We start from the raw sequence: 21,575 nt of genomic DNA, 5'->3' as shown, positions 1-21,575 counted from the left end.
GTGTGCGGGGCGGTTCATCGACTCCATGTCAGAAGAGGAAATACCGCTGGGCCATGGGCAGTTCGGCGGCTGGGGAGGGTTCGACCACCTCGCCGTCGATGGTCACCGTGAAGGTGTCGGGGTCGACCTGGACGCGCGGCAGGGCGTCGTTGTTCCGCATCTCGGCCTTGGTGACGCCGCGGGTGGAGCGGATCGCCTCGTAGCGCTTCGCCAGCGGAAGGCACCCGGGGAGATCGTCATCGAGTGCTTGCGGGGAGACGAAGTTGACCGAGTTGCTGCCGGGCGCCTTGCCGGTGGCGCCGAACATCGGGCGCGGCAGGACCGGCTGCGGCGTGGGGATGGACGCGTTGGCGTCGCCCATCTGCGCGTACGCGATCTGGCCGCCCTTGAGGACCAGTTGCGGTTTGACGCCGAAGAACGCCGGGTCCCACAGCACGAGGTCGGCGAGCTTGCCGTCCTCGACGGAGCCGACGAGGTGGTCGATGCCCTGGGCGAGGGCCGCGTTGACGGTGTATTTGGCGACGTAGCGGCGGGCGCGGTGGTTGTCCGCACGGCCGTCGCCGGGCAGCGGGCCGCGGCGCCGCTTCATCACGTGCGCGGTCTGCCAGGTGCGCAGCACGACCTCGCCGATCCGGCCCATGGCCTGGGCGTCGGAGGCCATGATCGAGATGGCGCCGAGGTCGTGCAGGATGTCCTCGGCGGCGATGGTGGAGGGCCGGATCCGGGACTCGGCGAAGGCCAGGTCCTCGGGGACGGCGGGGTTGAGGTGGTGGCAGACCATCAGCATGTCGAGGTGTTCCTCGACGGTGTTGACGGTGTGCGGCCGCGTGGGGTTGGTGGACGCGGGCAGCACGTTCGGCTCGGAGACCATCGCGATCATGTCGGGCGCGTGGCCGCCGCCGGCGCCTTCGACGTGGAAGGCGTGGATCGAGCGGCCGGCGATGGCCGCGAGGGTGTCACCGAGGAAGCCGGCCTCGTTGAGGGTGTCGGTGTGGATCGCGAGCTGGGCGCCGCTCTCCTCGCAGACGGTCAGACAGGCGTCGATGACGGCCGGGGTCGCGCCCCAGTCCTCGTGGATCTTGAAGCCCAGGATGCCGGCCCGCAGCTGGTCGCGCATCGAGGCGAGCGAGGTGGTATTGCCCTTGCCGAGCAGTCCGACGTTGACCGGCAGGGAGTCCATCGCCTCGAACATCCGGGACACGTGCCAGGCGCCGGGGGTGATGGTGGTGGCCTTGCTGCCCTCGGCCGGTCCGGTGCCGCCGCCGATGAGGGTGGTGACGCCGGACGCCAGCGCCTCGTCCGCCTGCTGGGGGCAGATGAAGTGGACGTGGGTGTCGATGGCGCCGGCCGTGAGGATCTTGCCGTTGCCGGCGATGATCTCGGTCTCGGGGCCGATGACCAGGTCGGGGTGGACGCCGTCCATGGTGTCGGGGTTGCCGGCCTTGCCCAGGGCGGTGATCCGCCCGTCGCGGATGCCGACATCGGCCTTGACGATGCCCCAGTGGTCCAGCACCACCGCGCCGGTGATCACGGTGTCGGGGGTGCCCTCGGCGCGGCTGGCGCGGGATTGCCCCATCGACTCGCGGATCACCTTGCCGCCGCCGAAGACCGCCTCGTCACCGGCCCGGCCGGGCCCGCCCGAGCGGTCCTCGGTGATCTCGATGAGCAGGTCGGTGTCGGCGAGCCGGATCCGGTCGCCGGCGGTGGGTCCGAAGAGGTCGGCGTACGCCTGACGGGTCAGCTCAGACGACATCGAGAGTGCCTCCGGTCTCGCCGCGCAGGCCCTCGACGATCCGCTTGCCCCCGAGGGGGACGAGTTCGACCTCGGTGGGGATGCCGGGCTCGAAGCGCACGGCGGAGCCGGCCGCGACGTTCAGCCGCTTGCCGTGCGCGGCCGCGCGGTCGAAGTCCAGTCCGGGATTGGCCTCGGCGAAGTGGTAGTGGGAGCCGACCTGCACGGGGCGGTCGGCGGCGTTGAGGACGGTCATCCGCGTGCGGGGGAGGCCTTCGTTGAGGCGTACCGGCTCGTCGGCGGGCAGGATCTGTCCCGGGATCATCTTCTGGGCTCCCGCGGTCAGTTGATGGGTTCGTGAACGGTGACGAGCTTGGTGCCGTCGGGGAAGGTGGCCTCGACCTGCACCTCGTGGATCATCTCGGGGACGCCCTCCATGACCTCGTCGCGGGTGAGCACCTTGCGGCCGGAGGACATGAGCTCGGCGACCGTACAGCCGTCCCGGGCCCCTTCGAGGAGGTGCACGGTCAGCAGCGCGATCGACTCGGGGTGGTTCAGCTTGACTCCCCGCGCGCGGCGCTTTTCAGCCACGTCGGCCGCCACATGAATCATCAGGCGCTCCTGTTCATGCGGGGTCAGTTGCATACGTTCCACCTCAAGGTCTTCCTGCCCGGACACATACGCCCAGGTCACAGGCGTGGGCACACCCGTGTCGATAGATGTACCACGCAGCAATTAAAGGGAGAGCAAACCGACTTCCAGCAGTTGGCCATCAAGAGCCCCACGTCAGGAGACTAGTTCGGCGAGATTTCGTCGGCGTGACAGCCGGGTACGCGTCGGCCTCCTTTCATACGGCCGCCGTAACACCGCGGACACACGGCGCCTCGCCCCGCCGACATCCCACCGGCCCGCCGGACGCCCCTCGACCCGCCTCCCGGCGCCACGATCCGCCCCTCCCGGGCCGCGCACGAGCACGGGGACGGACACCCCCGCACCCCACCCCTCCGCATCAACGACACATGACAGAAATGTCCCGGTCCGTGAACTCCCCTGTCCGATACGGGCCCTTGACGATTGGCAAAGTGATCGCAATTCTCATGTGCGCATCAACAAAGCTCCGTACCAACCCCCCACACCAGGAGCCCATACCGTGAACAAGGCACACATACGCCGGGCCGCGCTGGCCACCGGCGCCGCGACCGCGCTGGCCGCCACCCTCTTCACCGCGGCCGGCGCCTACGCCGGCCCCGCGTCGGCCGAGGCCCCGGACATCGACGTCAAGGCCGTGAAGGGCGATCTGGACCAGCTGCAGTCGATCGCCGACGCCAACGGCGGCAACCGCGCCCACGGCAAGGCCGGCTACAAGGCGTCCATCGATTTCGTCAAGGAAAAGCTGGACAAGGCCGGATTCACCACCAAGGTCGAGGAGTTCGACAACGGCGGCGCCAAGGGCTACAACCTCATCGCCGACTGGAAGGGCGGCGACGAGGGCAAGACCGTGATGGCCGGCGCCCACCTGGACTCGGTCCCCGCCGGCCCCGGCATCAACGACAACGGCTCCGGCTCGGCGGGCATCCTCGAGGTCGCCCTCGCCGTCGCCAAGGCGAACCTCAAGCCCACCAAGCACCTCCGCTTCGCCTGGTTCGGCGACGAGGAGGACGGCATGGTCGGCTCGAAGGCCTATGTGGACAAGCTCGGCGCCGACAAGTCGAAGATCGACTCGTATCTGAACTTCGACATGATCGGCTCCCCCAACCCGGGCTACTTCGTCTACGACGACGACACCCGTCTGGAGAAGGTCTTCAAGGACTGGTTCGCCACGAAGAAGATCGCCACCGAGAAGGAGACCGAGGGCGACGGCCGCTCCGACCACGCCTCCTTCAAGGACGCCGGCATCCCGGTCGGCGGCCTGTTCTCCGGCGCCGACTACATCAAGACCGAGAAGCAGGCGAAGGACTGGGGCGGCACGGCGGGCAAGGCGTTCGACGCCTGCTACCACCAGTCGTGCGACACCTCGAAGAACCTGGACGACAAGGCGCTGGACACCAACACCGACGCCATCGCCCACGCGATCTGGGAGCTCAGCTCCTGACCCACCCGCACCACCCCGCGGTCAGCTCGCGCTGACCCGTCAGTGTCCGTGACCCGGTCGCCGATCCCCGGCGGCCGGGTCGCGGTGTTCCGCGGCGATGCCGAACCGCCGCCGTTCGCCCGGAGCGGACGGGAGCTGCCGCACGGCCGAGACCGTGCTGATCACCTGCTCCTCCTCCGCGTCCGGCTCACGCCGCCCGAGTTCTTCGAGAAGCTCCAGGTCAGCGGCGGAAACCAGCGCCGCCAGCGGCTTGCCGTGGCGGGTGACGACCACCCGCTCACCGCCGTAGACGACGCGATTGATCAGATCCGCCAGCTCCGCCCGGGCTTGCGTCACCGGAATTTCGTAGGCCATGCTCCCATTCTAACGGGATGTACGTCCTGTACATTTTTTACAGAGAGAGGAGCAGGCATGCTGCCACCGACGGCCCGTTATGTCCTTCCGGAGTTCACCGAGCGCACCTCCCAGGGCACGCGCACGATGGACCCCTACTCCAAGCTGCTCGGCGAGCGCATCGTCTTCCTGGGCACCCCGGTCGACGACGCCTCCGCCAACGACGTCATGGCGCAGCTCATCCATCTGGAGCACGCCGCGCCCGAGCAGGACATCGCGCTCTACATCAACTCCCCCGGCGGCTCGTTCACCGCGATGACCGCCATCTACGACACGATGCAGTTCGTCTCGTGCGACGTGCAGACCGTCTGCCTGGGGCAGGCCGCCTCCGCCGCCGCGGTACTGCTGGCCGCCGGCGCCCCCGGGAAGCGGCTGGCGCTGCCCGGCGCCCGGATCCTGATCCATCAGCCGGCGCTGCACGAGCCCGTCCAGGGCCAGAGCACCGATCTGCAGATCCAGGCGGACGAACTGCTGCGCACCCGCGACATGCTGGAGGAGCTGCTCGCGCGGCACACCGGTCAGCCCCGCGCGCGGATCGCCGCCGACATCGAGCGCGACAAGATCTTCGATGCCCGCGGCGCCCAGGAATACGGCCTGATCGACGGCCTCACCCGCGACCGCAAGCGGTCCGCGCACCCGCCCACCGGGCGGTGAGCGCATGTTGCCACCCGAACCGCCGCCGCTGCCGGCCCTCACCCGGGCCGAGGGTGAGCTGATCGACCGCTATCTGGAGGCGCTCGACCTGCTGGGCCGCATCAACCCGGCCCGCGGCGGTGGCACCTACAGCGCGCTGCGGGCCGCCCAGGCGCTCGTCGGCACGGCCGCCGGGTTGCGGGACGCGCTGACACTGATGCATCAGCGCGGCGAGAGCGAGCTGCACCGCGACACGCTGACCCGCGCGCTGCGGGTGCTGGACGGCGAGCGCCGGGCCGGACTCGTGACGCTGCCGCGGCCCGAGGAGATCTGACGCGACACGCGGTGGAGCTGCCCGTACGGCGTAGCCCTCAGGGCCGTTGTGCGGTGACCACGAATTGCCGCTTCACCGGCAATTTCTCCGGTTCCGAATGTTTCGCTCCTGGTCCGGGGCGTGCGCCGGCCGGGATCCTGACACCTGGGGGAACAAAACCCACCATTCAGGCCAAATGTGACCCATCTCACATACGGCATTTTCAACTCGGAGTTTGGGCGGCGGGTGCGTGAGGATCCCTTCGACGACAAGACCCCGCCACAGCGACGGGGCGGTCCGGACGGGCGCCTAATCCCGCCGCCGTACCGGACGTCCGGTCGACGTTCTGGACCGGCGGGAGCGGAGGACCCGAGCAGGACGGGGTCCACGGCCTTCACGGGCCGGCGGACCCCTTGGGGTGAAGCCGTACGCACGGCCGGGCATTCTTCGCCTGCCCGAACCCGACAGGTCTTCCTTCGCAGGCGGCTGACGAAGGGTTTGCGCATGACTGTGCGCATGCATACGCCGGGTGTGCTGGCGCGCACCGGCACCGTCGCCGCGCTGACGCTGGTCACGCTCGGCGGAACGATGATCGCCCCGGGAGCGACCGGGGACGTGGAGGCCGCGTCCGTGTCCGCGCACGCGCTGCGGGTCGCCGCCTCCAAGCGGGGCGCCCCCTACCGCTACGGCGCCCAGGGGCCCAACGCCTTCGACTGCTCCGGGCTGACGCTGTACTCGTTCCTGCGCGCCGGCCGGGCCCTGCCCCGTACCGCCGCCGCGCAGTACGTCCGCACCCGGCACGTCCCGGCCGCCGCCCGCCGCCGTGGCGACCTGGTCTTCTTCCATTCGACCAGGGGCATTTACCACGTGGGGATCTACGCCGGGAACGGCCGGATGTGGCATGCGCCCAAGGCCGGGAGCACGGTGCGGCTGGAGCGGATCTGGAGCCACGGGGTCTGGTACGGGCGGGTGCGCTGAGCTGTCCCATCTTCTGACTACCCGTCAATTCCCTTCGGTCGGACGGCCGGAGGTGCGGGGCGTGCCGCGAGTCAGGCGAGCACCACCTCGGCCAGCAGCACGCCGCCCAGCACCGTCAGCAGCGCTCCGGTGGTGGCCTGCAGCGCACGCGCCACCCGCGGGCGCCGCAGCCAGGTGCCCAGTCGGTCGACGAGCAGCGCGACGACGGGGAACCACACCAGCGCCATCGCCACCACCAGCGCGGCCAGCAGCAGCGTGCGGGGCAGCGCGGGCTGCCCCGCCGGGACGAACTGCGGCAGCAGACTGAGGAAGAGGACCGGGGCCTTGGGGTTGAGCGCGTTCGCCAGGAAGCCCTGGCGCAGGCTCCGCGCGGTGCCCAGCGGCGCGGCCGGCTGGCCGGTGTCGGCCGGTGTGCCCTCGGTGGCCGTTGTGCCGTCGGCGGCCGCGTCCGAGGTGGCCGCCGGGCGGTGGAACGCCCCGATCAGCGCACGGGCCCCCAGGTACAACAGATAGCCCCCGCCCAGCAGTTGGACGGCTCCGAACAGCGCGGGCACGGCGACCAGTACGGCCGCGAGCCCGGCCACCGCCAGCGCGGTGTGCACCAGCAGTCCGCCGGCGACCCCGAACGCGGTCGCCACCCCCGCGCGCCGCGAGTCGAGCGCGTTGCGCACCACGACCGCGAAGTCCGCGCCCGGCATGGTGACCATGCCCGCGGCGACTGCCGTGAATGCCGTCAGCTGTCCGTCCATGTCAGCAGCTTCGCTGGTCAGAGCCTTTAATGGGTAGTGGCAATGTTCTGGGAGGGCCTAAAGAGGTTCTTATGTACGACCCCACACGACTGGCCGCACTGGTGGCGGTGGCGGAGGCCGGCTCGATCACCCGGGCCGCCGCCCGACTGGGCTACACCGCGCCCGCGCTCTCCCAGCAGCTGGCCAAGCTGGAGCGGGAGGCGGGGGCGGCGCTGCTGGTGCGCCACCACCGGGGGACGCGGCTGACGGCGGCCGGGGAGCTGCTGCTCGTCCGGGCCCGGCGGGTGCTCGACGAACTGGCGCAGGCGCGGCACGAGCTGTCCCGGCTGGCGGGGCTGTCCGGGGGCCGGCTGCGGGTCGGCACGTTCATGACCGCCGGCACGCATCTGCTGCCGCCCGTGCTCAGCGCCTTCCGCCGGGCGCACCCCGATGTGGAGCTGAGCGTGACGGAGTACGTGCCGCCGCAGGCCGCCGAGGCGGTGGCGGTGGGCGAGGTCGATCTGGCGCTGACGCACGTCTATGTGCCGGGCGAGGCGATGCCGCCGCCGGACGGGGTGCACCTCGAACCGCTGCTGACCGAGGAGCTGGTGCTGGTCACGGCGCCCGGCCATGCCCTGTCGGCGGGCTCCGGCCGGCTGCCGCTCGCCGCACTCGCCGGACAGCCGCTGGTCAGCATGGCCCCGGCCAACCCCAACCGGCGCGAGGTGGAGGCGGCGCTGGCGGCGGCCGGGGCGAGTGTGGCGGTGCGCTGTGAGTCGCCGAGCTATGCGGTGGCGTGCGCGCTGGTGAGCGCCGGGCTGGGGGTGGCGGTGGTGCCGGAGATGGTCGCGGAGGGCGCGGTGACACCGCTGGGAGTCCGCCGGCTGGACCCGCCGGAGCTGCGCCGCCGAATCGCTGTCGCCCACCGGCCGGACGCCGGCAGCCCGGCCGCGGACACCCTGCGGGCCCTGCTGCGCGGCGCCTTCGCCCGCCACTCCCCCGCGCCGTGACCAGGGGTACGGCGGCGGGCGGCGTTCGTCCGTTCTGACGGAGGGTCAGCCGGTCGGGGCCGTGGCCAGGATCGTGTCGACCGCCGTGTCGAGCTGATCGTCCGTCAGGTCTGCCCTGGCGGTCAGCCTGAGCCGGGAGATCCCGTCGGGCACCGACGGCGGCCGGAAGCAGCCGACGAGGAGTCCGGCCGCGCGGCAGTCGGCGGCCCAGCCGACCGCCGCCTCCGGCGAGGGGGCGCGGACCGAGACCACCGCGGCGTCCGGCCGCACCGCCGTCAGACCCGCCGCGGTGAGCCGGTCGTGCAGCGTGCGGGCGACCTGCCGGGCCCGGGCGGCGCGCTGCGGTTCACGGCCCAGCACCCGCAGCGCGGTGAGCGCGCCGCCGGCCGCCGCCGGGGCCAGGCCGGTGTCGAAGATGAACGACCGGGCGGTGTTGACCAGGTGCTCGATGACCCGGGCCGGGCCGAGCACCGCACCGCCCTGCGCGCCCAGCGACTTGGAGAGCGTCACGGTGGTCACCACATCGGCGTCGCCGGCCAGCCCGGCCGCCGACAGCGCGCCGCGGCCGCCCTCACCGAGGACGCCCAGTCCGTGCGCGTCGTCGACGAGCAGCGCGGCGCCCCGCGTCCGGCAGGCCTCGGCGAGGGCGGTGAGCGGGGCGGCGTCGCCGTCGACCGAGAACACCGAGTCGGTGACGGCGAGCGCCCGGCCGTCGTGGCCGCCGAGCGCGGCGCGGACGGCCTCCGGGTCGGCGTGCGGGACCACTTCGGTGCGGGCCCGGGACAGCCGGCAGCCGTCGATGAGGGAGGCGTGGTTGCCCGCGTCGGACACCACCAGGGTGCCGGCGGCGGTGAGCGCGGTGACCGCGGCGAGATTGGCGGTGTAGCCGGACGAGAGCACCAGGGCGGCCTCGAAGCCGCAGAAGGCGGCGAGTTCCGACTCCAGCCGGGCGTGGAGTTCGGTGCTGCCGGTCACCAGCCGGGAGCCGGTCGCGCCCGCGCCCCAGCGGTGTGCGGCGGCGGCCGCGCCGCGGGTGACCTCGGGGTGCCGGGCGAGTCCGAGGTAGTCGTTGCCGGCGAGGTCGAGGTGCGGGTGGTCGGCCGGGCGGGGGCGCAGGGTGCGGACCAGTCCGGCGCGCCGGCGTTCCTCGCGGGCCTCGTCGATCCAGTCGAAGGCGGTGCCGTGGGCCGGGCGGCGGGCCTCGGCGGGGGCTGCCGCCGGTGAGCTGTCGCGGGGCAGCGTGGGGGCGGAGTCCTGCGGCATCGGCGTCCTTCGTCCGTGGGCCTCGGTTGTGGGCTGTTGATAGACGTTAGCGGTCGTTCCGCAGGCCCACGGTGTGGCGATACACACACCTCCATCCAGGGTCGTTGTGGGAATCCTCCTTGGCCGGGGGCGGTGCCGTAGGCCAGGATCAACGCCATGGACCTGCTGAACGCACTGGTGGACAAGGGGCTGCGGCGCGAGTTGCCGACCCGCGAAGAGGCGCTGGCCGTGCTGGCGACCTCCGATGACGAATTGCTCGATGTCGTGGCCGCGGCCGGAAAGGTGCGCCGCCAGTGGTTCGGGCGGCGGGTCAAACTCAACTATCTCGTCAACCTCAAGTCGGGCCTGTGCCCCGAGGACTGCTCGTACTGCTCGCAGCGGCTGGGGTCGAAGGCGGAGATCCTCAAGTACACCTGGCTCAAGCCGGACGACGCCTCCAAGGCGGCCGCCGCGGGCGTCGCCGGCGGGGCCAAGCGCGTCTGCCTGGTGGCCAGCGGCCGCGGTCCCACGGACAAGGACGTGGAGCGCGTCTCGAAGACCATCTCCACCATCAAGGAGCAGAACGAGGGCATCGAGGTGTGCGCCTGCCTCGGTCTGCTCTCCGAGGGCCAGGCCGGGCGGCTGCACGAGGCGGGCGCCGACGCGTACAACCACAACCTCAACACCTCGGAAGCCACCTACGGCGACATCTGCACCACACACGACTACTCGGACCGCGTCTCCACCGTCCAGCAGGCCCAGGCGGCCGGCATGTCCGCCTGTTCCGGGCTGATCGCCGGGATGGGGGAGAGCGACGCCGACCTCGTCGATGTGGTCTTCGCGCTGCGCGAGCTGGACCCCGACTCCGTCCCGGTGAACTTCCTGATCCCCTTCGAGGGCACCCCGCTCGCCAAGGAGTGGCACCTCACCCCGCAGCGTGCGCTGCGCATCCTGGCGATGGTGCGGTTCGTCTGCCCGGACATCGAGGTACGGCTGGCCGGCGGCCGCGAGGTGCATCTGCGCAGCATGCAGCCGCTGGCGCTGCACCTGGTCAACTCCATCTTCCTCGGCGACTACCTGACCAGCGAGGGCCAGGCCGGCAAGGACGACCTGGCGATGATCGCGGACGCCGGTTTCGAGGTCGAGGGCACCGACACCACCACGCTGCCCGAGCACCGCCGTGCGGGCGGCTGCGGCGGCGGGGACTGCGGCGATGCGGAGTCCACCGGTTCCGCCTGCGCGGGCAAGGACGCGGCGCCGGCCGCCACCATCCCCGCGCCGCCCGAGGAGAGCCGCCGCGACCTGGTCTCGGTACGCCGCCGGGGTGCCGGCACCGAGCTGCCGCCCAATGCCTGAGCCGCTCTCCCCCGGTGAACTGCTGGACCTCGACCGGCAGCACGTGTGGCATCCGTACGGGCCGATGCCCGGCCGGACCGCACCGCTGCTGGTCGAGTCGGCCTCCGGGGTCCGGCTCCGGCTGGCCGAACCGGTCGAGGGCCGGGACGAGTTGGTGGACGGCATGTCGTCGTGGTGGTCGGCGGTGCACGGCTACAACCACCCGGTGCTCAACGAGGCCGCGCACGGCCAGCTGGAGCGGATGAGCCATGTGATGTTCGGCGGGCTCACCCACGAGCCCGCTGTACGGCTGGCGAAGCGGCTGGTCGACATCACCCCGGAGCCGCTGGAGCACGTCTTCCTCGCCGACTCCGGTTCGGTGTCGGTCGAGGTCGCCGTGAAGATGTGCCTGCAGTACTGGCGCTCGCTCGGCAAGCCGCGCAAGCAGCGGCTGTTGACCTGGCGGGGCGGCTACCACGGCGACACCTGGCAGCCGATGTCGGTGTGCGATCCGGACGGCGGGATGCACGAGCTGTGGCAGGGGGTGCTGCCGCGGCAGATCTTCGCGGACGCGCCGCCGGCCGGCTTCGACGCCGCACCGGACGAGGCGTACGCGGCGCAGCTGCGCGAGCTGATCGGCCGGCACGCCGAGGAGCTGGCGGCGGTGATCGTCGAGCCGGTGGTCCAGGGCGCGGGCGGGATGTCGTTCCACTCCCCCGGCTATCTGCGGGTGCTGCGGGAGGCCTGCGACGCACACGGCGTGCTGCTCGTCTTCGATGAGATCGCGACCGGCTTCGGCCGCACGGGCTCGCTCTTCGCCGCCGGGCACGCCGGGGTCACCCCCGATGTGATGTGCCTGGGCAAGGCGCTGACCGGCGGTTATCTGACGCTGGCGGCGACGCTGTGCACGGCGGACGTCGCGGACGGCATCTCCCGCGGCGCCCTGCCGGTGCTGGCGCACGGCCCGACCTTCATGGGCAATCCGCTCGCCGCGGCCGTCGCCGAGGCCTCGATCGAGCTGCTGCTGTCCCAGGACTGGGCGCAGGAGGTCAAGCGGATCGAGACCGGGCTGCGGGAGGGGCTGGCGCCGGCCGCGGAGCACGCCGGGGTCCGCGAGGTACGGGTGCTCGGCGCGATCGGCGTCGTGCAGCTGGACCACGAGGTGGACATGGCGGCCGCGACCCGGGCGGCGGTCCGCGAGGGCGTGTGGCTGCGCCCGTTCCGGGACCTGATCTACACCATGCCGCCGTACATCACCGGCGACGACGATCTGGCGCGCATCTGCGCCGCGGTGTGCGCGGCGGCCCGCGAGGGCTGACCCCGCGTGCGGGGGAGCGGGCCCGGGCATCCGGCCCGCTCCGCCGCGCACCGGCACTCTTCACCAGGAACCATCCGGCCGCCCCGGGGCGGCCCGCGCAGAGTCGGAGACACACCATGTCAGTGCTGTTCGTGACGGGTACCGGCACGGAGATCGGCAAGACCGTGACCACCGCCGCGATCGCCGCGGCGGCGCTCGCCCGGGGTCGTTCGGTGGCCGTGCTCAAACCGGCCCAGACCGGTGTCACGGCGCACGAGACGGGCGACGCGGCGGAGGTCGAGCGGCTGGCCGGCCCGGTCACCACCCTGGAACTCGCCCGCTTCCCCGACCCGTTGGCGCCCGCCACGGCCGCGCTACGGGCCGGTCTGCCGCCGGTGCTCCCCCAGGACATCGCCGAGGCCGCCGCGAAACTGGACGCCTCGCACGACCTGGTGCTGGTCGAGGGCGCGGGCGGGCTGCTCGTCCGCTTCGACGCGGACGGCCACACCCTCGCCGACGCCGCGCGGCTGGCGAAGGCCCCGGTGCTGGTGGTCGCCCAGGCGGGTCTGGGCACCCTGAACGCCACCGCGCTGACCGCGCTCGCGCTGCGCTCGTACGGCCTCGGCTCCCCGGGCGTCGTCATCGGCAGCTGGCCGGCCGCGCCCGATCTGGCCGCGCGCTGCAACCTGGCCGACCTCCCGGAAGCGGCCGGCGCCCCGCTCCTGGGCCTGGTCCCGGAGCAGTCCGGCGCCCTCGCCCCGGACGCCTTCCGTGCCGCGGCGGCCGGTTGGCTGGCGCCGGCGCTCGGCGGCTCGGACGCGTTCCGGATCCCGGTGTGAGCCGCTGACGGCCTCGGCGGAGGAGCCGGGCGTTGCCGCCCGACCGGGCACGGCACCCCCGGCCCGTACGGATGTGCGCACCGCGGACCGGGTGACTCGCGGGGAGTCCTCGGGCGCCCAGTGGGGAGACTGACGGCAGGAGCGGGCATCGCCGGCGAAGGGGTCCGTCATGTTGCAGCGCAGAAGAGTGCCGCAGGGCACCGTCCACCACCCGGTGTTCGCCCGTTTCTACGCGAACTGCTGCGGTCCGGCGGCGGACGCGCGGGCGGGGGTGGCCGCGCTCCGCAGGGAGTTGCTGGCGGGCGCCACCGGCCGGGTCATCGAGGTCGGCGCCGGCACGGGCCTGAACTTCGCGCACTATCCGGGGACGGTCTCGGAGGTGGTGGCGATCGAGCCGGAGTCCACGCTGCGGGAGGCGGCCCGGTCGGCGGCGGCCCGTGCGGAGGTGCCGGTGGACCTGGTGCCGGGGGTGGCGGAGGCCCTGCCGGTGAAGAGCGAGGCGTTCGACACGGCGGTGGCATCGCTGGTGCTGTGTTCGGTGCACGAGGTGCCGCGGGCGCTGGCGGAGCTGATGCGGGTGCTGCGCCCGGGCGGTGAGCTGCGGTTCTTCGAGCACGGGCGGGCCGCGGGGCGCGGGCTTGCGATGGTGCAGCGGGCCCTGGACCGGACGGTCTGGCCGCTTCTGATGGGCGGCTGCCACACCGGCCGCGATCCGCTGGGCGAGGTGCGGGCGGCCGGGTTCGAGGTGGTGCGGGTGCGCCGGCTGAAGGTGCCGGAGCGCGGGCCGACGCTGCCGACCTCGCCGGCCGTACTGGGCCTGGCGCGGCGGCCGACGGGTTGAACGGACCGAGGGCTGAACGGACCGAGGGCTGAACGGACCGGGTGGAGGACCGAACGGCCGCGAGGCTTTCAGACGGTCCAGGTGCGCAGCGCGTCCGCGATGGCGCAGACGTCGGCCGTGCCGTCCTTGACGAGGCGGGCGAGGTCGCGGACCTGCTCCGGGGAGGTGGCGATCTTCAGCCCGCTGGCGACGAGATAGCCGTAGGCGACCGCGGTCGCGAACATCGCGTTCGAGCCCTCCAACGCCGGTACCCGGAGCAGGAGGTGGAGCAGGGACGCGGCACGCTCCTGGGGGTCGGCGTAGACCGGCACGCCGAGTATCTCGGCCTCGTGGCGGCTGACGGCGGCCACCAGGGCGCCCCAGTCGGTGACCTGGGGGTCTCCGGGGGTGTGCCGTTCGGCGATCAGAAGGAGCCAGGCGAGATCGATCCGCAGTGTCACGTCGTGCCCGGCAGTCCTTCGTGCGGGGTGGGCGCCGCGTCCGGCGCCTCGCGTCGTTCCCTGCCGAATTCCTCGGCGAAGACCCGCTCGTACTGCTTCATGAAGTCGGAGGCGGCCTCGACGAAGGTCTGGCCGATCTCTCCGGCGTCCTTCAGGACGAGTTCCTCGATGTAGCGGTTCATGCTCACCCCCCGCTGCAGAGCGCGCGCCCGCGCCGCTTCGGCAGTGGCCTCGTCCACCCGGACGTTCAGCTGTGTCTTCGCCACCCCTCCAAGCTAGCGCGGGGGTGCTAGCAGCGGCAAGCAACAGCGGCTTCGGGCAGGCCCGGCGCGGGATGCCGTGCGGGGCGGCACCCGTGCGGTGTGCGGCACCCCGCACGGCCGTCCTCTACTTGTAACCGAAGTCCTGAGTCCAGTACGCCCGGAGCTTGCCGCCCAGGGCGACACCTATGCCGGTGGCCTTGGAGTGGCAGGCGAGGATGTTGGCCCGGTGGCCGGGGCTGTGCATCCAGGCGTCGAAGGCGTTCTTGGGCGTGGTCGGCCAGGCGTCGATGTTCTCCGCCGAGGCGTCGTCGTAGCCCTGTGCCTCCATGCGCTCCTTGGGACCCTTGCCGTTGGGGGCGGTGTGCGCGTAGAAGCCGTGGGCGGCCATGTCCTGGCTGTGCAGACGGGCCGCCCGGTCCAGGCGGGGGTCACGGTGCAGGGGCGCGCAACCGTGCTCGGTCCGGGCCTTGTTGACCAGCCGGTTGATCTCCGCCTCGTAGCGCGCGACCTTGCCGGCGGCCCGCGCGGAAGCCGTCGGCGCGGCGGACGGGGTGGCGGGCGCGGACGGCCGGGCGCTCGGCCCGGCGGTGGGACCGCCGGTGTGGGCGGCCGGCGGGAAGGCCTCGCCGGCCTTCGCGTTGTCCTGGGAGTTGAACACCACCAGCGATCCGGCGACGACGCCCACCGAGGCCACGAGGCCGATCGGGATGATCCTGGCCCTGCGCCGGTGGGTGCCGCGCGCCTCGCGCTTCGACGAAGAGAATTTCACGTTCAACTAAATCGTCTCCATGGGGGGATAACCGGAAGGGAAAGGGGCGACCCAAAGGCGCCCACGCGTCTCCCACGGGCAGCCCGGCGAACCGAACTCCCCTTTCCGAGAACAGGGTTACCGTAACAAAACATTCAGCCACTCGATCTTCGCGGATCCGGGCATCGGAAATTGCCCGGCGTGGCCGCAATAAGCAACATGCCCGCTTTCGCCGACCTTTGAAAGCATGATCCTTCCGTTATCTGGATCGAACCAGGTAGGCCAGAAACCCAACTGTGCCTTCTTTCAGGCGGGTTGAGCGAGGCGAGCACGCAAAGCCCCGACTTGCTGGAAATTCCGTCAGCAAGAGGGCCGGAAAACCGCCACCACACGCGCACCGAAACCGGATATCCATGGCCCGACGCCCCCTTTTCGCAGAAATATGCGGGCCGCCCTTCGGGTTTCCGTTCCGCACCAGGGAAGTTATTTACGGCCCAGCCACAGAAAATGTGCGACCGCCGGGCGGCGGGCCCAGCGCGGAAATCGGGGCGCCGGCCGGGACGTCGGGCCGGGTCGGGCCCCCGGCGCCCACATCGCGGAAAGGCTTCGACACCGCGCTCCCGCCGGTGATGGGATCCGAGCATGAATGATCTTCACGTCCGGGCCGGAACACCGGCCGACCTCGATGCCGTGCTCGCCTTCTGGAAGGACTCCGCGGAGGGCACCAGCATCAGCGATGACACCGACGGCGTGGCGCGGCTGGTGGCGCGCGATCCCGCGTCGCTGCTGCTGGCCGAACTGGATGGCGCACTGGTGGGCACCGTGATCGCCGGCTTCGACGGCTGGCGCTGCCACCTCTACCGGCTGGCCGTGCACCCCGGGCATCGCCGCCAGGGCATCGGCGGCACGCTGCTGGCGGCCGCCGAGGAGCGGTTCCGTGCGCTGGGCGGGCGGCGCGGTGACGCGATGGTGCTGGACCGCAACGAGTCGGCGCACCATGCCTGGCGGGCGGCGGGGTACGCCCCCGAGCCGCAGTGGAGCCGCTGGGTCAAGCACCTCGACGACTGAGCCCACCCGTCGGCGCGCGAGCGGGGCCCATCCGGGGTACGGACGAGCCCCGCTCGCACTTTGCTGATCCTTTACCATGGAGGCTCCACCGACCCCGGCGAAAGGTGTGTGAGCGTCCAGCCATGGGCGAACCTCCCAGTTGTCGAGCTTCCTGGCGACATAGCGCGAACCTCCCGATCCTGCTCGATCATGGGACGGAGGTGACTCGATGACCGACCTGCTCTTTCTGGGCGTGGCGCTCCTCCTGACCCTGGCCTGCGGAGTCTTCGTCGCGGCCGAGTTCTCGCTGACGACCGTCGAGCGCAGCGACCTCGAACGCGCTGTCGAGCGCGGCGAGCGGGGCGCGGACAGCGCCCTCAAGGCCGTCCGCAGCCTCACCTTCCAGCTCTCCGGGGCCCAGCTCGGGATCACCGTCACCGGGCTGGTCATCGGCATGCTGTCCAAGAAGGCCATCGCCACCCTGCTGGCCGGACCGCTGGACGCGATGGGCCTGCCCCGCTCGGCGGCGGACTCGCTGGCCCTGGTCCTCGGCACGGCGATCTCCACCGTCGTCCTGATGGTCGTCGGCGAGCTGGTCCCGAAGAACTGGGCCATCTCCAGCCCGCTGGCCATCGCCAAGCGGGTGGCCACCGCGCAGCGCGGCTTCAGCGCCTTCTTCCGGCCGCTGATCCGCCATCTCAACAACGCCGCGAACCGCATGGTCCGCCGGATGGGCCTGGAGCCCACCGAGGAGCTGGTCTCGGCCCGCGGCCCGCAGGAGCTGGTGGCGCTGGCCCGGCACTCCGCCGATGAGGGCGCGCTGGAGGCCGACACCGCCGAGCTGTTCGTCCGTACCCTCAGCCTCGCCGATCTGACCGCGGAGAACGTGATGACCCCGCGGGTGCAGGTGATGGCGCTGGAGGTGCAGTCCACCGCGGAGGACGTGGCCAATGCGACCCGGGCCTCCGGACTGTCCCGCTTCCCGGTCTACCGCGGCAGCCTGGACAGCGTCGTCGGGGTGGCGCACATCAAGGACGTGCTGACCGTCCCGGCCGAACGCCGCCCCCGCCATCCGGTCTCCGAGCTGGTGCGCGAGCCGCTGCTGGTCCCCACGACGCTGACCGTGGACCGGCTGCTGGACCGGCTCTCCGGCAAGCGCACGATGGCCGTGGTCATCGACGAATACGGCGGAACGGCCGGCGTGGTGACCCTGGAGGACATCGTCGAGGAGGTCGTCGGCGAGGTCCGTGACGAGCACGACCCGATGGAGACCCCCGATCTGGCACCGGCCGGGGCGGACGCCGAGGGCCGCGCGCTCTACCAGGCCGACGGCGCCGCCCGCACCGACCAGCTGGAACGGATCGGCCTGCGACTGCCGGAGGGCCCGTACGAGACCCTCGCCGGTCTGATCGCCAGTGCGCTGGGCCGGATACCCGTGGCCGGCGACAGCCTGGAGGTGGCCGGCTGGTCCATGGATGTGCTCGACGCCACCGGTCACCGCGCCGCGCGGGTGCTGCTGCACGCGCCGCTGCCCGGAAGCACCGACGAGCGGGAGACGGAGGCCGGCCGATGACCGCGCTACAGCTGTTCGTGGGCCTGCTGACGCTGGTCGTCAACGCCTTCTTCGTGGGCGCCGAGTTCGCGCTGATCTCGGTGCGCCGCAGTCAGATCCAGCCGTTCGCCGAGCGCGGTGACCGGCGGGCCGCCAGCGTGCTGTGGGGTCTGCAGCACGTCTCGGCCCTGCTGGCGGCCGCCCAGCTGGGCATCACGCTGTGCACGCTGGTGCTGGGTGTGGTGGCCGAGCCGGCCATCGCCCATCTCCTGGAGCCGGTGTTCCACGCGGTGGGGATCCCGTCCGCGCTGAACCAGCCGATCTCGTTCGTGATCGCGCTGTCGCTGGCCACCTATCTGCACATGCTCTTCGGCGAGATGGTGCCGAAGAACGTCGCGCTGGCCGAACCGGTACGCAGCGCGCTGCTGCTGGGGCCGCCGCTGGTCGCGCTGACCAGGGCGCTGCGCCCGGCGATCTTCGCGATCAACGCGCTGGCCAACGGGCTGCTCGCGCTGCTGCGGGTGGAGACCAGGGACGAGGTGGCCGCGACGTTCTCGGACGCCCAGCTCGCGAAGATGGTCGAGGACTCCCGGGCCGCCGGGCTGCTCGACGAACGGGCCCAGGAGCGGCTGCGGGACGCCCTGGAGCTGGGCCGCCGCCCGGTCCGGGACGTGGTGCTGCCGGTCGAGCGGGTCGTCTCCGCACGGATGGGGATCACCCCCGAGGGGCTGGAGCAGCTGGCCGCCGATTCCGGCTTCTCCCGCTTCCCCGTCGTCGACGACACCGAGCGCATCCTCGGCTATCTGCACGTCAAGGACGCCCTGGACGCCGCCCCCCGCCGGCAGCCGTTCCCGGTGTCGGCGCTGCGGCCGATCGCCCGGGTCAAGGCGGCGACGCTGCTGGACGACGTGCTGACGGCGATGCGCGGCTCCCGTACCCATCTGGCCGCGGTGATCGGCGAGGACGGGCGGCTGGCCGGGCTGGTGACGATGGAGGACGTGCTGCGGGAGCTGGTGCTGCAACAGCCCGCGGCCTGACGGGCGGGAGCGGGAGGGGCGCCGACGGGTGCCCCTCCCGTTCCTTTTCCCGCCGTGCGCTCTTGGCACCGGGCGGCTCCCGGGGGCCCGGCCATACCGCGCGGTACGGCCGGGCGGTAGGATCACCGCGCCATGGAGATGAATGCCCGCTACACCAGTTTCGTCGCGGTCGGCGACAGCTTCACCGAAGGCATGTCGGACGGCCTGCCGGACGGCTCGTACCGCGGCTGGGCCGATCTGCTCGCCGCCCGGCTGGCGGCCTCCTCACCCGGATTCCGCTACGCCAATCTCGCGGTGCGCGGCAAGCTCATCGGCCAGATCGCCGACGAGCAGTGCGGCCCGGCCGCTTCCATGGGCGCCGATCTGGTGACCCTGGTGGGCGGGCTCAACGACGTCCTGCGGCCGCGCTGCGACGTGGCGCAGGTCTGCGCGCGGTTCGAGGAGGGCGCGGCCCTGCTGGCCAGGGGCGGTGGACAGCTGGTGCTGATGCGCAGTCCGGGCCGGCAGGGTCCGGTGCTGGAGCGCTTCCGGCCGCGGATGGAGCGGCTGTTCGCACACCTCGACGAGGTGGCCGCGCGGCACGGGGCGGTGGTCGTGGACCTCTACGGGTCGCGGGCGCTGTCCGATCCGCGGCTGTGGGCCGACGACCGGCTGCATCTGAACGCCGAGGGGCACCGCCGGGTGGCGGAGGCCGTGTGGCAGGCGCTCGGGCTGCCGGCCGGGGACGACTGGGACGCCCCGCTGCCCAGCGCCGCACCGCCCGGCTGGGGCGCCCGGCGCACCGCGGATCTGCGGTTCGCCCGCGAGCATCTCGTGCCGTGGATGGGCCGCCGGCTCACCGGCCGGTCCTCGGGGGACGGCCGCCCGGCCAAGCGGCCCGAGCTGCTGCCGTACGAGGTCTGACGGGAGGGCCGCCGCGGCCGCGCTCGGCTTGGAGGAAACTACAGCCGGGACCGGGGCGCTGGCCTGCGTAAAGCGCCAGTAGACTCTGACCACGTGACTGCTGTGTCTGCGAAGCCTCGCATCCCCAATGTCCTGGCCGGCCGCTACGCCTCCGCGGAGCTGGCCGTGCTGTGGTCCCCCGAGTACAAGGTCAAGCTGGAGCGGAAGCTGTGGCTCGCCGTGCTGCGTGCGCAGCAGGACCTGGGGGTGGAGGTCCCCGAGCAGGCGCCGGCCGACTACGAGCGGGTCCTGGAGAACGTCGACCTGGCCTCCATCGCCGAGCGCGAGAAGGTCACCCGGCACGACGTCAAGGCCCGCATCGAGGAGTTCAACGCCCTCGCCGGCCATGAGCAGGTCCACAAGGGCATGACCTCCCGCGACCTGACCGAGAACGTCGAGCAGCTCCAGGTGCGACTGTCGCTGGAGCTGATGCGCGACCGCACGGTGGCCGTGCTGGCGCGCCTGGGCTCGCTGGCCGCGCAGCACGCCGAGCTGGTGATGGCCGGCCGCTCGCACAACGTCGCCGCCCAGACCACGACGCTCGGCAAGCGCTTCGCGACCGCGGCGGACGAACTGCTGGTGGCCTACGCCCGGCTGGAGGACCTGCTCACGCGCTACCCGCTGCGCGGCATCAAGGGCCCGGTCGGCACCGCCCAGGACATGCTCGACCTGCTGGGCGGCGGCCCGGACGGCGCGGCCAGGCTCGCCGAGCTGGAGCAGCGGATCGCCGGGCACCTCGGCTTCGGCCAGGCCTTCACCTCCGTCGGGCAGGTCTACCCGCGGTCGCTGGACTACGACGTGGTGACCTCGCTGGTGCAGCTGGCCGCCGCCCCGTCGTCGATCGCCAAGACCATCCGGCTGATGGCCGGGCACGAGCTGGTCACCGAGGGCTTCAAGCCCGGCCAGGTCGGCTCCTCGGCGATGCCGCACAAGATGAACACCCGCTCCTGCGAGCGCGTCAACGGCCTGATGGTCATCCTGCGCGGCTACGCCTCGATGGCCGGTGAGCTGTCCGGCGACCAGTGGAACGAGGGCGATGTGTCCTGCTCCGTGGTGCGCCGGGTCGCGCTGCCGGACGCGTTCTTCGCGCTCGACGGCCTGCTGGAGACCTTCCTGACCGTGCTCGACGAGTTCGGCGCCTTCCCCGCCGTCATCGCCCGCGAGCTGGACCGCTACCTGCCCTTCCTCGCCACGACGAAGGTGCTGATGGCGTCCGTGCGGGCCGGCGTGGGCCGCGAGGAGGCGCACGAGGCGATCAAGGAGAACGCGGTCGCGTCGGCGCTGGCCATGCGCGAGCAGGGCGCGGAGCGCAACGAGCTGCTGGACAAGCTGGCCGCGGACGCGCGGATCCCGCTGGACAAGGCCCAGTTGGACGCGCTGATGGCGGACAAGCTCTCGTTCACCGGTGCCGCGGCCGGCCAGGTGGCGTCCGTCGTCGCCCGGATCGAGGAGATCACCAAGCAGCACCCGCAGGCCGCCGCGTACACGCCGGGCGCCATCCTCTGACGCGACCGCCATGCGTTTCACTCCCGAAGAGCTGGCAGCCGCTCGCGACCGCCTCGTCCCCGACGTGGCCGCGAGCGGCTTGCGCGTGCTCTTCTGCGGGATCAACCCGGGGTTGATGACGGCGGCCACCGGCCACCACTTCGCGCGGCCCGGCAACCGCTTCTGGCCGGCCCTGCACGCCGCCGGCTTCACCCCGCGCCGGCTGCGGCCCGACGAGCAGGAGGAACTGCTCGCGCACGGCCTGGGCATCACCAATATCGTGGCCCGGGCGACCGCCAGGGCCGACGAGCTGAGCGCGGAGGAGTACCGCGAGGGCGGCCGGCTGCTCGCCGAGAAGGTGGCCCGGCTGCGGCCGCACTGGCTCGCGGTCGCCGGTGTCACCGCCTATCGCCTCGCCTTCGACGACAAGCGCGCCGCGATCGGACCGCAGCAGCGCACGCTGGGCGAGACCCGTATCTGGGCCCTGCCCAACCCGAGCGGGCTGAACGCCCATTGGACCCCGCAGGCGCTGGCGGAGGAGTACGGACGGCTGCGCGCCGCGGCGTTCGCGACGGAGGACGACGGCTGAGACTCCCGGGGCCGACGGTGCGCGGCGGCATCGGCCGCT

General features: G+C 72.3%; 24 protein-coding genes and 1 riboswitch. Of the genes, 15 read left to right on the top strand and 9 right to left on the bottom strand.

Annotated features, from left to right (window positions below; translation table 11 throughout):
- Positions 1-28: 28 nt before the first annotated feature.
- Genes IEY78_RS04210 through IEY78_RS04200 form a run of 3 tightly spaced genes read right to left on the bottom strand, consistent with a single transcriptional unit; the run spans position 29 to position 2,377 of the window.
- The gene (locus IEY78_RS04210) at positions 29-1,753 is read right to left on the bottom strand and encodes an urease subunit alpha (RefSeq protein WP_189096143.1); all 1,725 of its coding nucleotides are present in this window, start codon (positions 1,751-1,753) and stop codon (positions 29-31) included.
- Positions 1,743-2,057, bottom strand: a complete 315-nt coding sequence (locus tag IEY78_RS04205; protein WP_189096142.1) for an urease subunit beta — start codon at positions 2,055-2,057, stop codon at positions 1,743-1,745. The genes IEY78_RS04210 and IEY78_RS04205 overlap by 11 nt, the downstream gene beginning before the upstream one ends.
- A gap of 17 nt (positions 2,058-2,074) precedes the next feature.
- Positions 2,075-2,377, bottom strand: coding sequence for an urease subunit gamma (locus IEY78_RS04200; RefSeq protein ID WP_189096141.1), 303 nt, complete (start codon positions 2,375-2,377; stop codon positions 2,075-2,077).
- Between the two features lie 505 nt (positions 2,378-2,882).
- Between IEY78_RS04200 and IEY78_RS04195 the strand changes: the two genes are divergently transcribed.
- Positions 2,883-3,824, top strand: a complete 942-nt coding sequence (locus tag IEY78_RS04195; RefSeq protein ID WP_229699691.1) for a M28 family metallopeptidase — start codon at positions 2,883-2,885, stop codon at positions 3,822-3,824.
- 39 nt (positions 3,825-3,863) lie between these two features.
- Here the strand turns inward: IEY78_RS04195 and IEY78_RS04190 are convergent, their stop codons facing one another.
- Positions 3,864-4,178: a type II toxin-antitoxin system Phd/YefM family antitoxin gene (locus IEY78_RS04190; RefSeq protein WP_189096140.1), complete on the bottom strand. Its 315-nt coding sequence runs from the start codon at positions 4,176-4,178 to the stop codon at positions 3,864-3,866.
- A gap of 57 nt (positions 4,179-4,235) precedes the next feature.
- Between IEY78_RS04190 and IEY78_RS04185 the strand changes: the two genes are divergently transcribed.
- The 3 genes from IEY78_RS04185 (at position 4,236) to IEY78_RS04175 (ending at position 6,141) form a co-directional block, all read left to right on the top strand.
- Entirely contained in the window at positions 4,236-4,871 is a 636-nt protein-coding gene (locus IEY78_RS04185) for an ATP-dependent Clp protease proteolytic subunit (protein ID WP_189096139.1), read from the top strand.
- Between the two features lie 4 nt (positions 4,872-4,875).
- Positions 4,876-5,184, top strand: coding sequence for a hypothetical protein (locus IEY78_RS04180; RefSeq protein WP_189096138.1), 309 nt, complete (start codon positions 4,876-4,878; stop codon positions 5,182-5,184).
- Between the two features lie 288 nt (positions 5,185-5,472).
- A riboswitch (cyclic di-AMP (ydaO/yuaA leader) is annotated at positions 5,473-5,663 on the top strand.
- 4 nt (positions 5,664-5,667) lie between these two features.
- On the top strand, positions 5,668-6,141 hold the full coding sequence (locus IEY78_RS04175; RefSeq protein ID WP_189096137.1) for a C40 family peptidase: 474 nt from the start codon (positions 5,668-5,670) through the stop codon (positions 6,139-6,141).
- A gap of 71 nt (positions 6,142-6,212) precedes the next feature.
- On the opposite strand, the gene IEY78_RS04170 is transcribed toward IEY78_RS04175, so the two are convergent.
- Positions 6,213-6,890 carry a LysE family translocator gene (locus IEY78_RS04170; protein WP_189096136.1) on the bottom strand — a complete coding sequence of 226 codons (678 nt, stop codon included), beginning with the start codon at positions 6,888-6,890 and terminating at the stop codon, positions 6,213-6,215.
- 71 nt (positions 6,891-6,961) lie between these two features.
- On the opposite strand from IEY78_RS04170, the gene IEY78_RS04165 reads away from it, so the two are divergent.
- A complete protein-coding gene (locus IEY78_RS04165) occupies positions 6,962-7,879 on the top strand; it encodes a LysR family transcriptional regulator (RefSeq protein ID WP_189096135.1) in 918 nt (305 codons plus the stop codon).
- A gap of 45 nt (positions 7,880-7,924) precedes the next feature.
- Here IEY78_RS04165 and IEY78_RS04160 read toward each other — a convergent pair whose 3' ends face one another.
- A complete protein-coding gene (locus IEY78_RS04160; protein WP_189096134.1) occupies positions 7,925-9,142 on the bottom strand; it encodes an 8-amino-7-oxononanoate synthase in 1,218 nt (405 codons plus the stop codon).
- Between the two features lie 156 nt (positions 9,143-9,298).
- Between IEY78_RS04160 and bioB the strand changes: the two genes are divergently transcribed.
- The 4 genes from bioB to IEY78_RS04140 all read left to right on the top strand — a co-directional run bounded on the left by bioB (position 9,299) and on the right by IEY78_RS04140 (position 13,433).
- Positions 9,299-10,477, top strand: coding sequence for a biotin synthase BioB (gene bioB, locus IEY78_RS04155; RefSeq protein WP_189096133.1), 1,179 nt, complete (start codon positions 9,299-9,301; stop codon positions 10,475-10,477).
- Positions 10,470-11,774, top strand: a complete 1,305-nt coding sequence (locus IEY78_RS04150) for an adenosylmethionine--8-amino-7-oxononanoate transaminase (RefSeq protein WP_189096132.1) — start codon at positions 10,470-10,472, stop codon at positions 11,772-11,774. The genes bioB and IEY78_RS04150 overlap by 8 nt, the downstream gene beginning before the upstream one ends.
- Entirely contained in the window at positions 11,663-12,592 is a 930-nt protein-coding gene (gene bioD / locus IEY78_RS04145; RefSeq protein ID WP_373294054.1) for a dethiobiotin synthase, read from the top strand. Before IEY78_RS04150 ends, bioD begins: the two co-directional genes overlap by 112 nt.
- Before the next feature lie 169 nt (positions 12,593-12,761).
- The gene (locus tag IEY78_RS04140; protein WP_189096130.1) at positions 12,762-13,433 is read left to right on the top strand and encodes a class I SAM-dependent methyltransferase; all 672 of its coding nucleotides are present in this window, start codon (positions 12,762-12,764) and stop codon (positions 13,431-13,433) included.
- A gap of 68 nt (positions 13,434-13,501) precedes the next feature.
- Here the strand turns inward: IEY78_RS04140 and IEY78_RS04135 are convergent, their stop codons facing one another.
- The 3 genes from IEY78_RS04135 to IEY78_RS04125 all read right to left on the bottom strand — a co-directional run bounded on the left by IEY78_RS04135 (position 13,502) and on the right by IEY78_RS04125 (position 14,905).
- Positions 13,502-13,873 carry a fic family toxin-antitoxin system, toxin component gene (locus IEY78_RS04135; protein WP_189096129.1) on the bottom strand — a complete coding sequence of 124 codons (372 nt, stop codon included), beginning with the start codon at positions 13,871-13,873 and terminating at the stop codon, positions 13,502-13,504.
- Positions 13,870-14,139 (bottom strand): toxin-antitoxin system HicB family antitoxin, encoded by a 270-nt coding sequence (locus tag IEY78_RS04130; protein ID WP_189096128.1) that lies wholly within the window; start codon positions 14,137-14,139, stop codon positions 13,870-13,872. Before IEY78_RS04130 ends, IEY78_RS04135 begins: the two co-directional genes overlap by 4 nt.
- A gap of 121 nt (positions 14,140-14,260) precedes the next feature.
- Positions 14,261-14,905: a CAP domain-containing protein gene (locus IEY78_RS04125; protein WP_189096127.1), complete on the bottom strand. Its 645-nt coding sequence runs from the start codon at positions 14,903-14,905 to the stop codon at positions 14,261-14,263.
- Between the two features lie 621 nt (positions 14,906-15,526).
- Here IEY78_RS04125 and IEY78_RS04120 point away from each other — a divergent pair.
- The 6 genes from IEY78_RS04120 to mug all read left to right on the top strand — a co-directional run bounded on the left by IEY78_RS04120 (position 15,527) and on the right by mug (position 21,536).
- Positions 15,527-15,952 carry a GNAT family N-acetyltransferase gene (locus tag IEY78_RS04120; RefSeq protein ID WP_189096126.1) on the top strand — a complete coding sequence of 142 codons (426 nt, stop codon included), beginning with the start codon at positions 15,527-15,529 and terminating at the stop codon, positions 15,950-15,952.
- Positions 15,953-16,160: 208 nt separating this feature from the next.
- On the top strand, positions 16,161-17,504 hold the full coding sequence (locus IEY78_RS04115) for a hemolysin family protein (protein WP_189096125.1): 1,344 nt from the start codon (positions 16,161-16,163) through the stop codon (positions 17,502-17,504).
- Positions 17,501-18,520, top strand: coding sequence for a hemolysin family protein (locus IEY78_RS04110; protein ID WP_189096124.1), 1,020 nt, complete (start codon positions 17,501-17,503; stop codon positions 18,518-18,520). The genes IEY78_RS04115 and IEY78_RS04110 overlap by 4 nt, the downstream gene beginning before the upstream one ends.
- 132 nt (positions 18,521-18,652) lie before the next feature.
- Positions 18,653-19,423, top strand: a complete 771-nt coding sequence (locus IEY78_RS04105) for an SGNH/GDSL hydrolase family protein (protein WP_189096123.1) — start codon at positions 18,653-18,655, stop codon at positions 19,421-19,423.
- Between the two features lie 102 nt (positions 19,424-19,525).
- Positions 19,526-20,968, top strand: a complete 1,443-nt coding sequence (gene purB / locus IEY78_RS04100; protein ID WP_189096208.1) for an adenylosuccinate lyase — start codon at positions 19,526-19,528, stop codon at positions 20,966-20,968.
- A 10-nt stretch (positions 20,969-20,978) separates the two neighbouring features.
- Positions 20,979-21,536, top strand: a complete 558-nt coding sequence (gene mug / locus IEY78_RS04095; protein ID WP_189096122.1) for a G/U mismatch-specific DNA glycosylase — start codon at positions 20,979-20,981, stop codon at positions 21,534-21,536.
- The last annotated feature ends 39 nt before the right edge of the window (positions 21,537-21,575 follow it).

It is taken from the genome of Streptomyces kronopolitis (genome assembly GCF_014646275.1).
GTDB classification, from domain to species: Bacteria; Actinomycetota; Actinomycetes; order Streptomycetales; family Streptomycetaceae; genus Streptomyces; species Streptomyces kronopolitis.
The sequence above is the reverse complement of the archived record's forward strand: the minus strand, read 5'-3'. Positions and strand labels throughout refer to the sequence as shown.

Excerpts from the sequence above, each read along its gene's own strand:
- IEY78_RS04210 (WP_189096143.1), bottom strand. The coding sequence starts at position 1,753 with ATGTCGTCTGAGCTGACCCGTCAGGCGTACGCCGACCTCTTCGGACCC.
- IEY78_RS04205 (WP_189096142.1), bottom strand. The coding sequence starts at position 2,057 with ATGATCCCGGGACAGATCCTGCCCGCCGACGAGCCGGTACGCCTCAAC.
- IEY78_RS04200 (WP_189096141.1), bottom strand. The coding sequence starts at position 2,377 with ATGCAACTGACCCCGCATGAACAGGAGCGCCTGATGATTCATGTGGCG.
- IEY78_RS04190 (WP_189096140.1), bottom strand. The coding sequence starts at position 4,178 with ATGGCCTACGAAATTCCGGTGACGCAAGCCCGGGCGGAGCTGGCGGAT.
- IEY78_RS04185 (WP_189096139.1), top strand. The coding sequence starts at position 4,236 with ATGCTGCCACCGACGGCCCGTTATGTCCTTCCGGAGTTCACCGAGCGC.
- IEY78_RS04180 (WP_189096138.1), top strand. The coding sequence starts at position 4,876 with ATGTTGCCACCCGAACCGCCGCCGCTGCCGGCCCTCACCCGGGCCGAG.
- IEY78_RS04175 (WP_189096137.1), top strand. The coding sequence starts at position 5,668 with ATGACTGTGCGCATGCATACGCCGGGTGTGCTGGCGCGCACCGGCACC.
- IEY78_RS04170 (WP_189096136.1), bottom strand. The coding sequence starts at position 6,890 with ATGGACGGACAGCTGACGGCATTCACGGCAGTCGCCGCGGGCATGGTC.
- IEY78_RS04165 (WP_189096135.1), top strand. The coding sequence starts at position 6,962 with ATGTACGACCCCACACGACTGGCCGCACTGGTGGCGGTGGCGGAGGCC.
- IEY78_RS04160 (WP_189096134.1), bottom strand. The coding sequence starts at position 9,142 with ATGCCGCAGGACTCCGCCCCCACGCTGCCCCGCGACAGCTCACCGGCG.
- bioB (WP_189096133.1), top strand. The coding sequence starts at position 9,299 with ATGGACCTGCTGAACGCACTGGTGGACAAGGGGCTGCGGCGCGAGTTG.
- IEY78_RS04150 (WP_189096132.1), top strand. The coding sequence starts at position 10,470 with ATGCCTGAGCCGCTCTCCCCCGGTGAACTGCTGGACCTCGACCGGCAG.
- IEY78_RS04140 (WP_189096130.1), top strand. The coding sequence starts at position 12,762 with ATGTTGCAGCGCAGAAGAGTGCCGCAGGGCACCGTCCACCACCCGGTG.
- IEY78_RS04120 (WP_189096126.1), top strand. The coding sequence starts at position 15,527 with ATGAATGATCTTCACGTCCGGGCCGGAACACCGGCCGACCTCGATGCC.
- IEY78_RS04115 (WP_189096125.1), top strand. The coding sequence starts at position 16,161 with ATGACCGACCTGCTCTTTCTGGGCGTGGCGCTCCTCCTGACCCTGGCC.
- IEY78_RS04110 (WP_189096124.1), top strand. The coding sequence starts at position 17,501 with ATGACCGCGCTACAGCTGTTCGTGGGCCTGCTGACGCTGGTCGTCAAC.
- IEY78_RS04105 (WP_189096123.1), top strand. The coding sequence starts at position 18,653 with ATGGAGATGAATGCCCGCTACACCAGTTTCGTCGCGGTCGGCGACAGC.
- mug (WP_189096122.1), top strand. The coding sequence starts at position 20,979 with ATGCGTTTCACTCCCGAAGAGCTGGCAGCCGCTCGCGACCGCCTCGTC.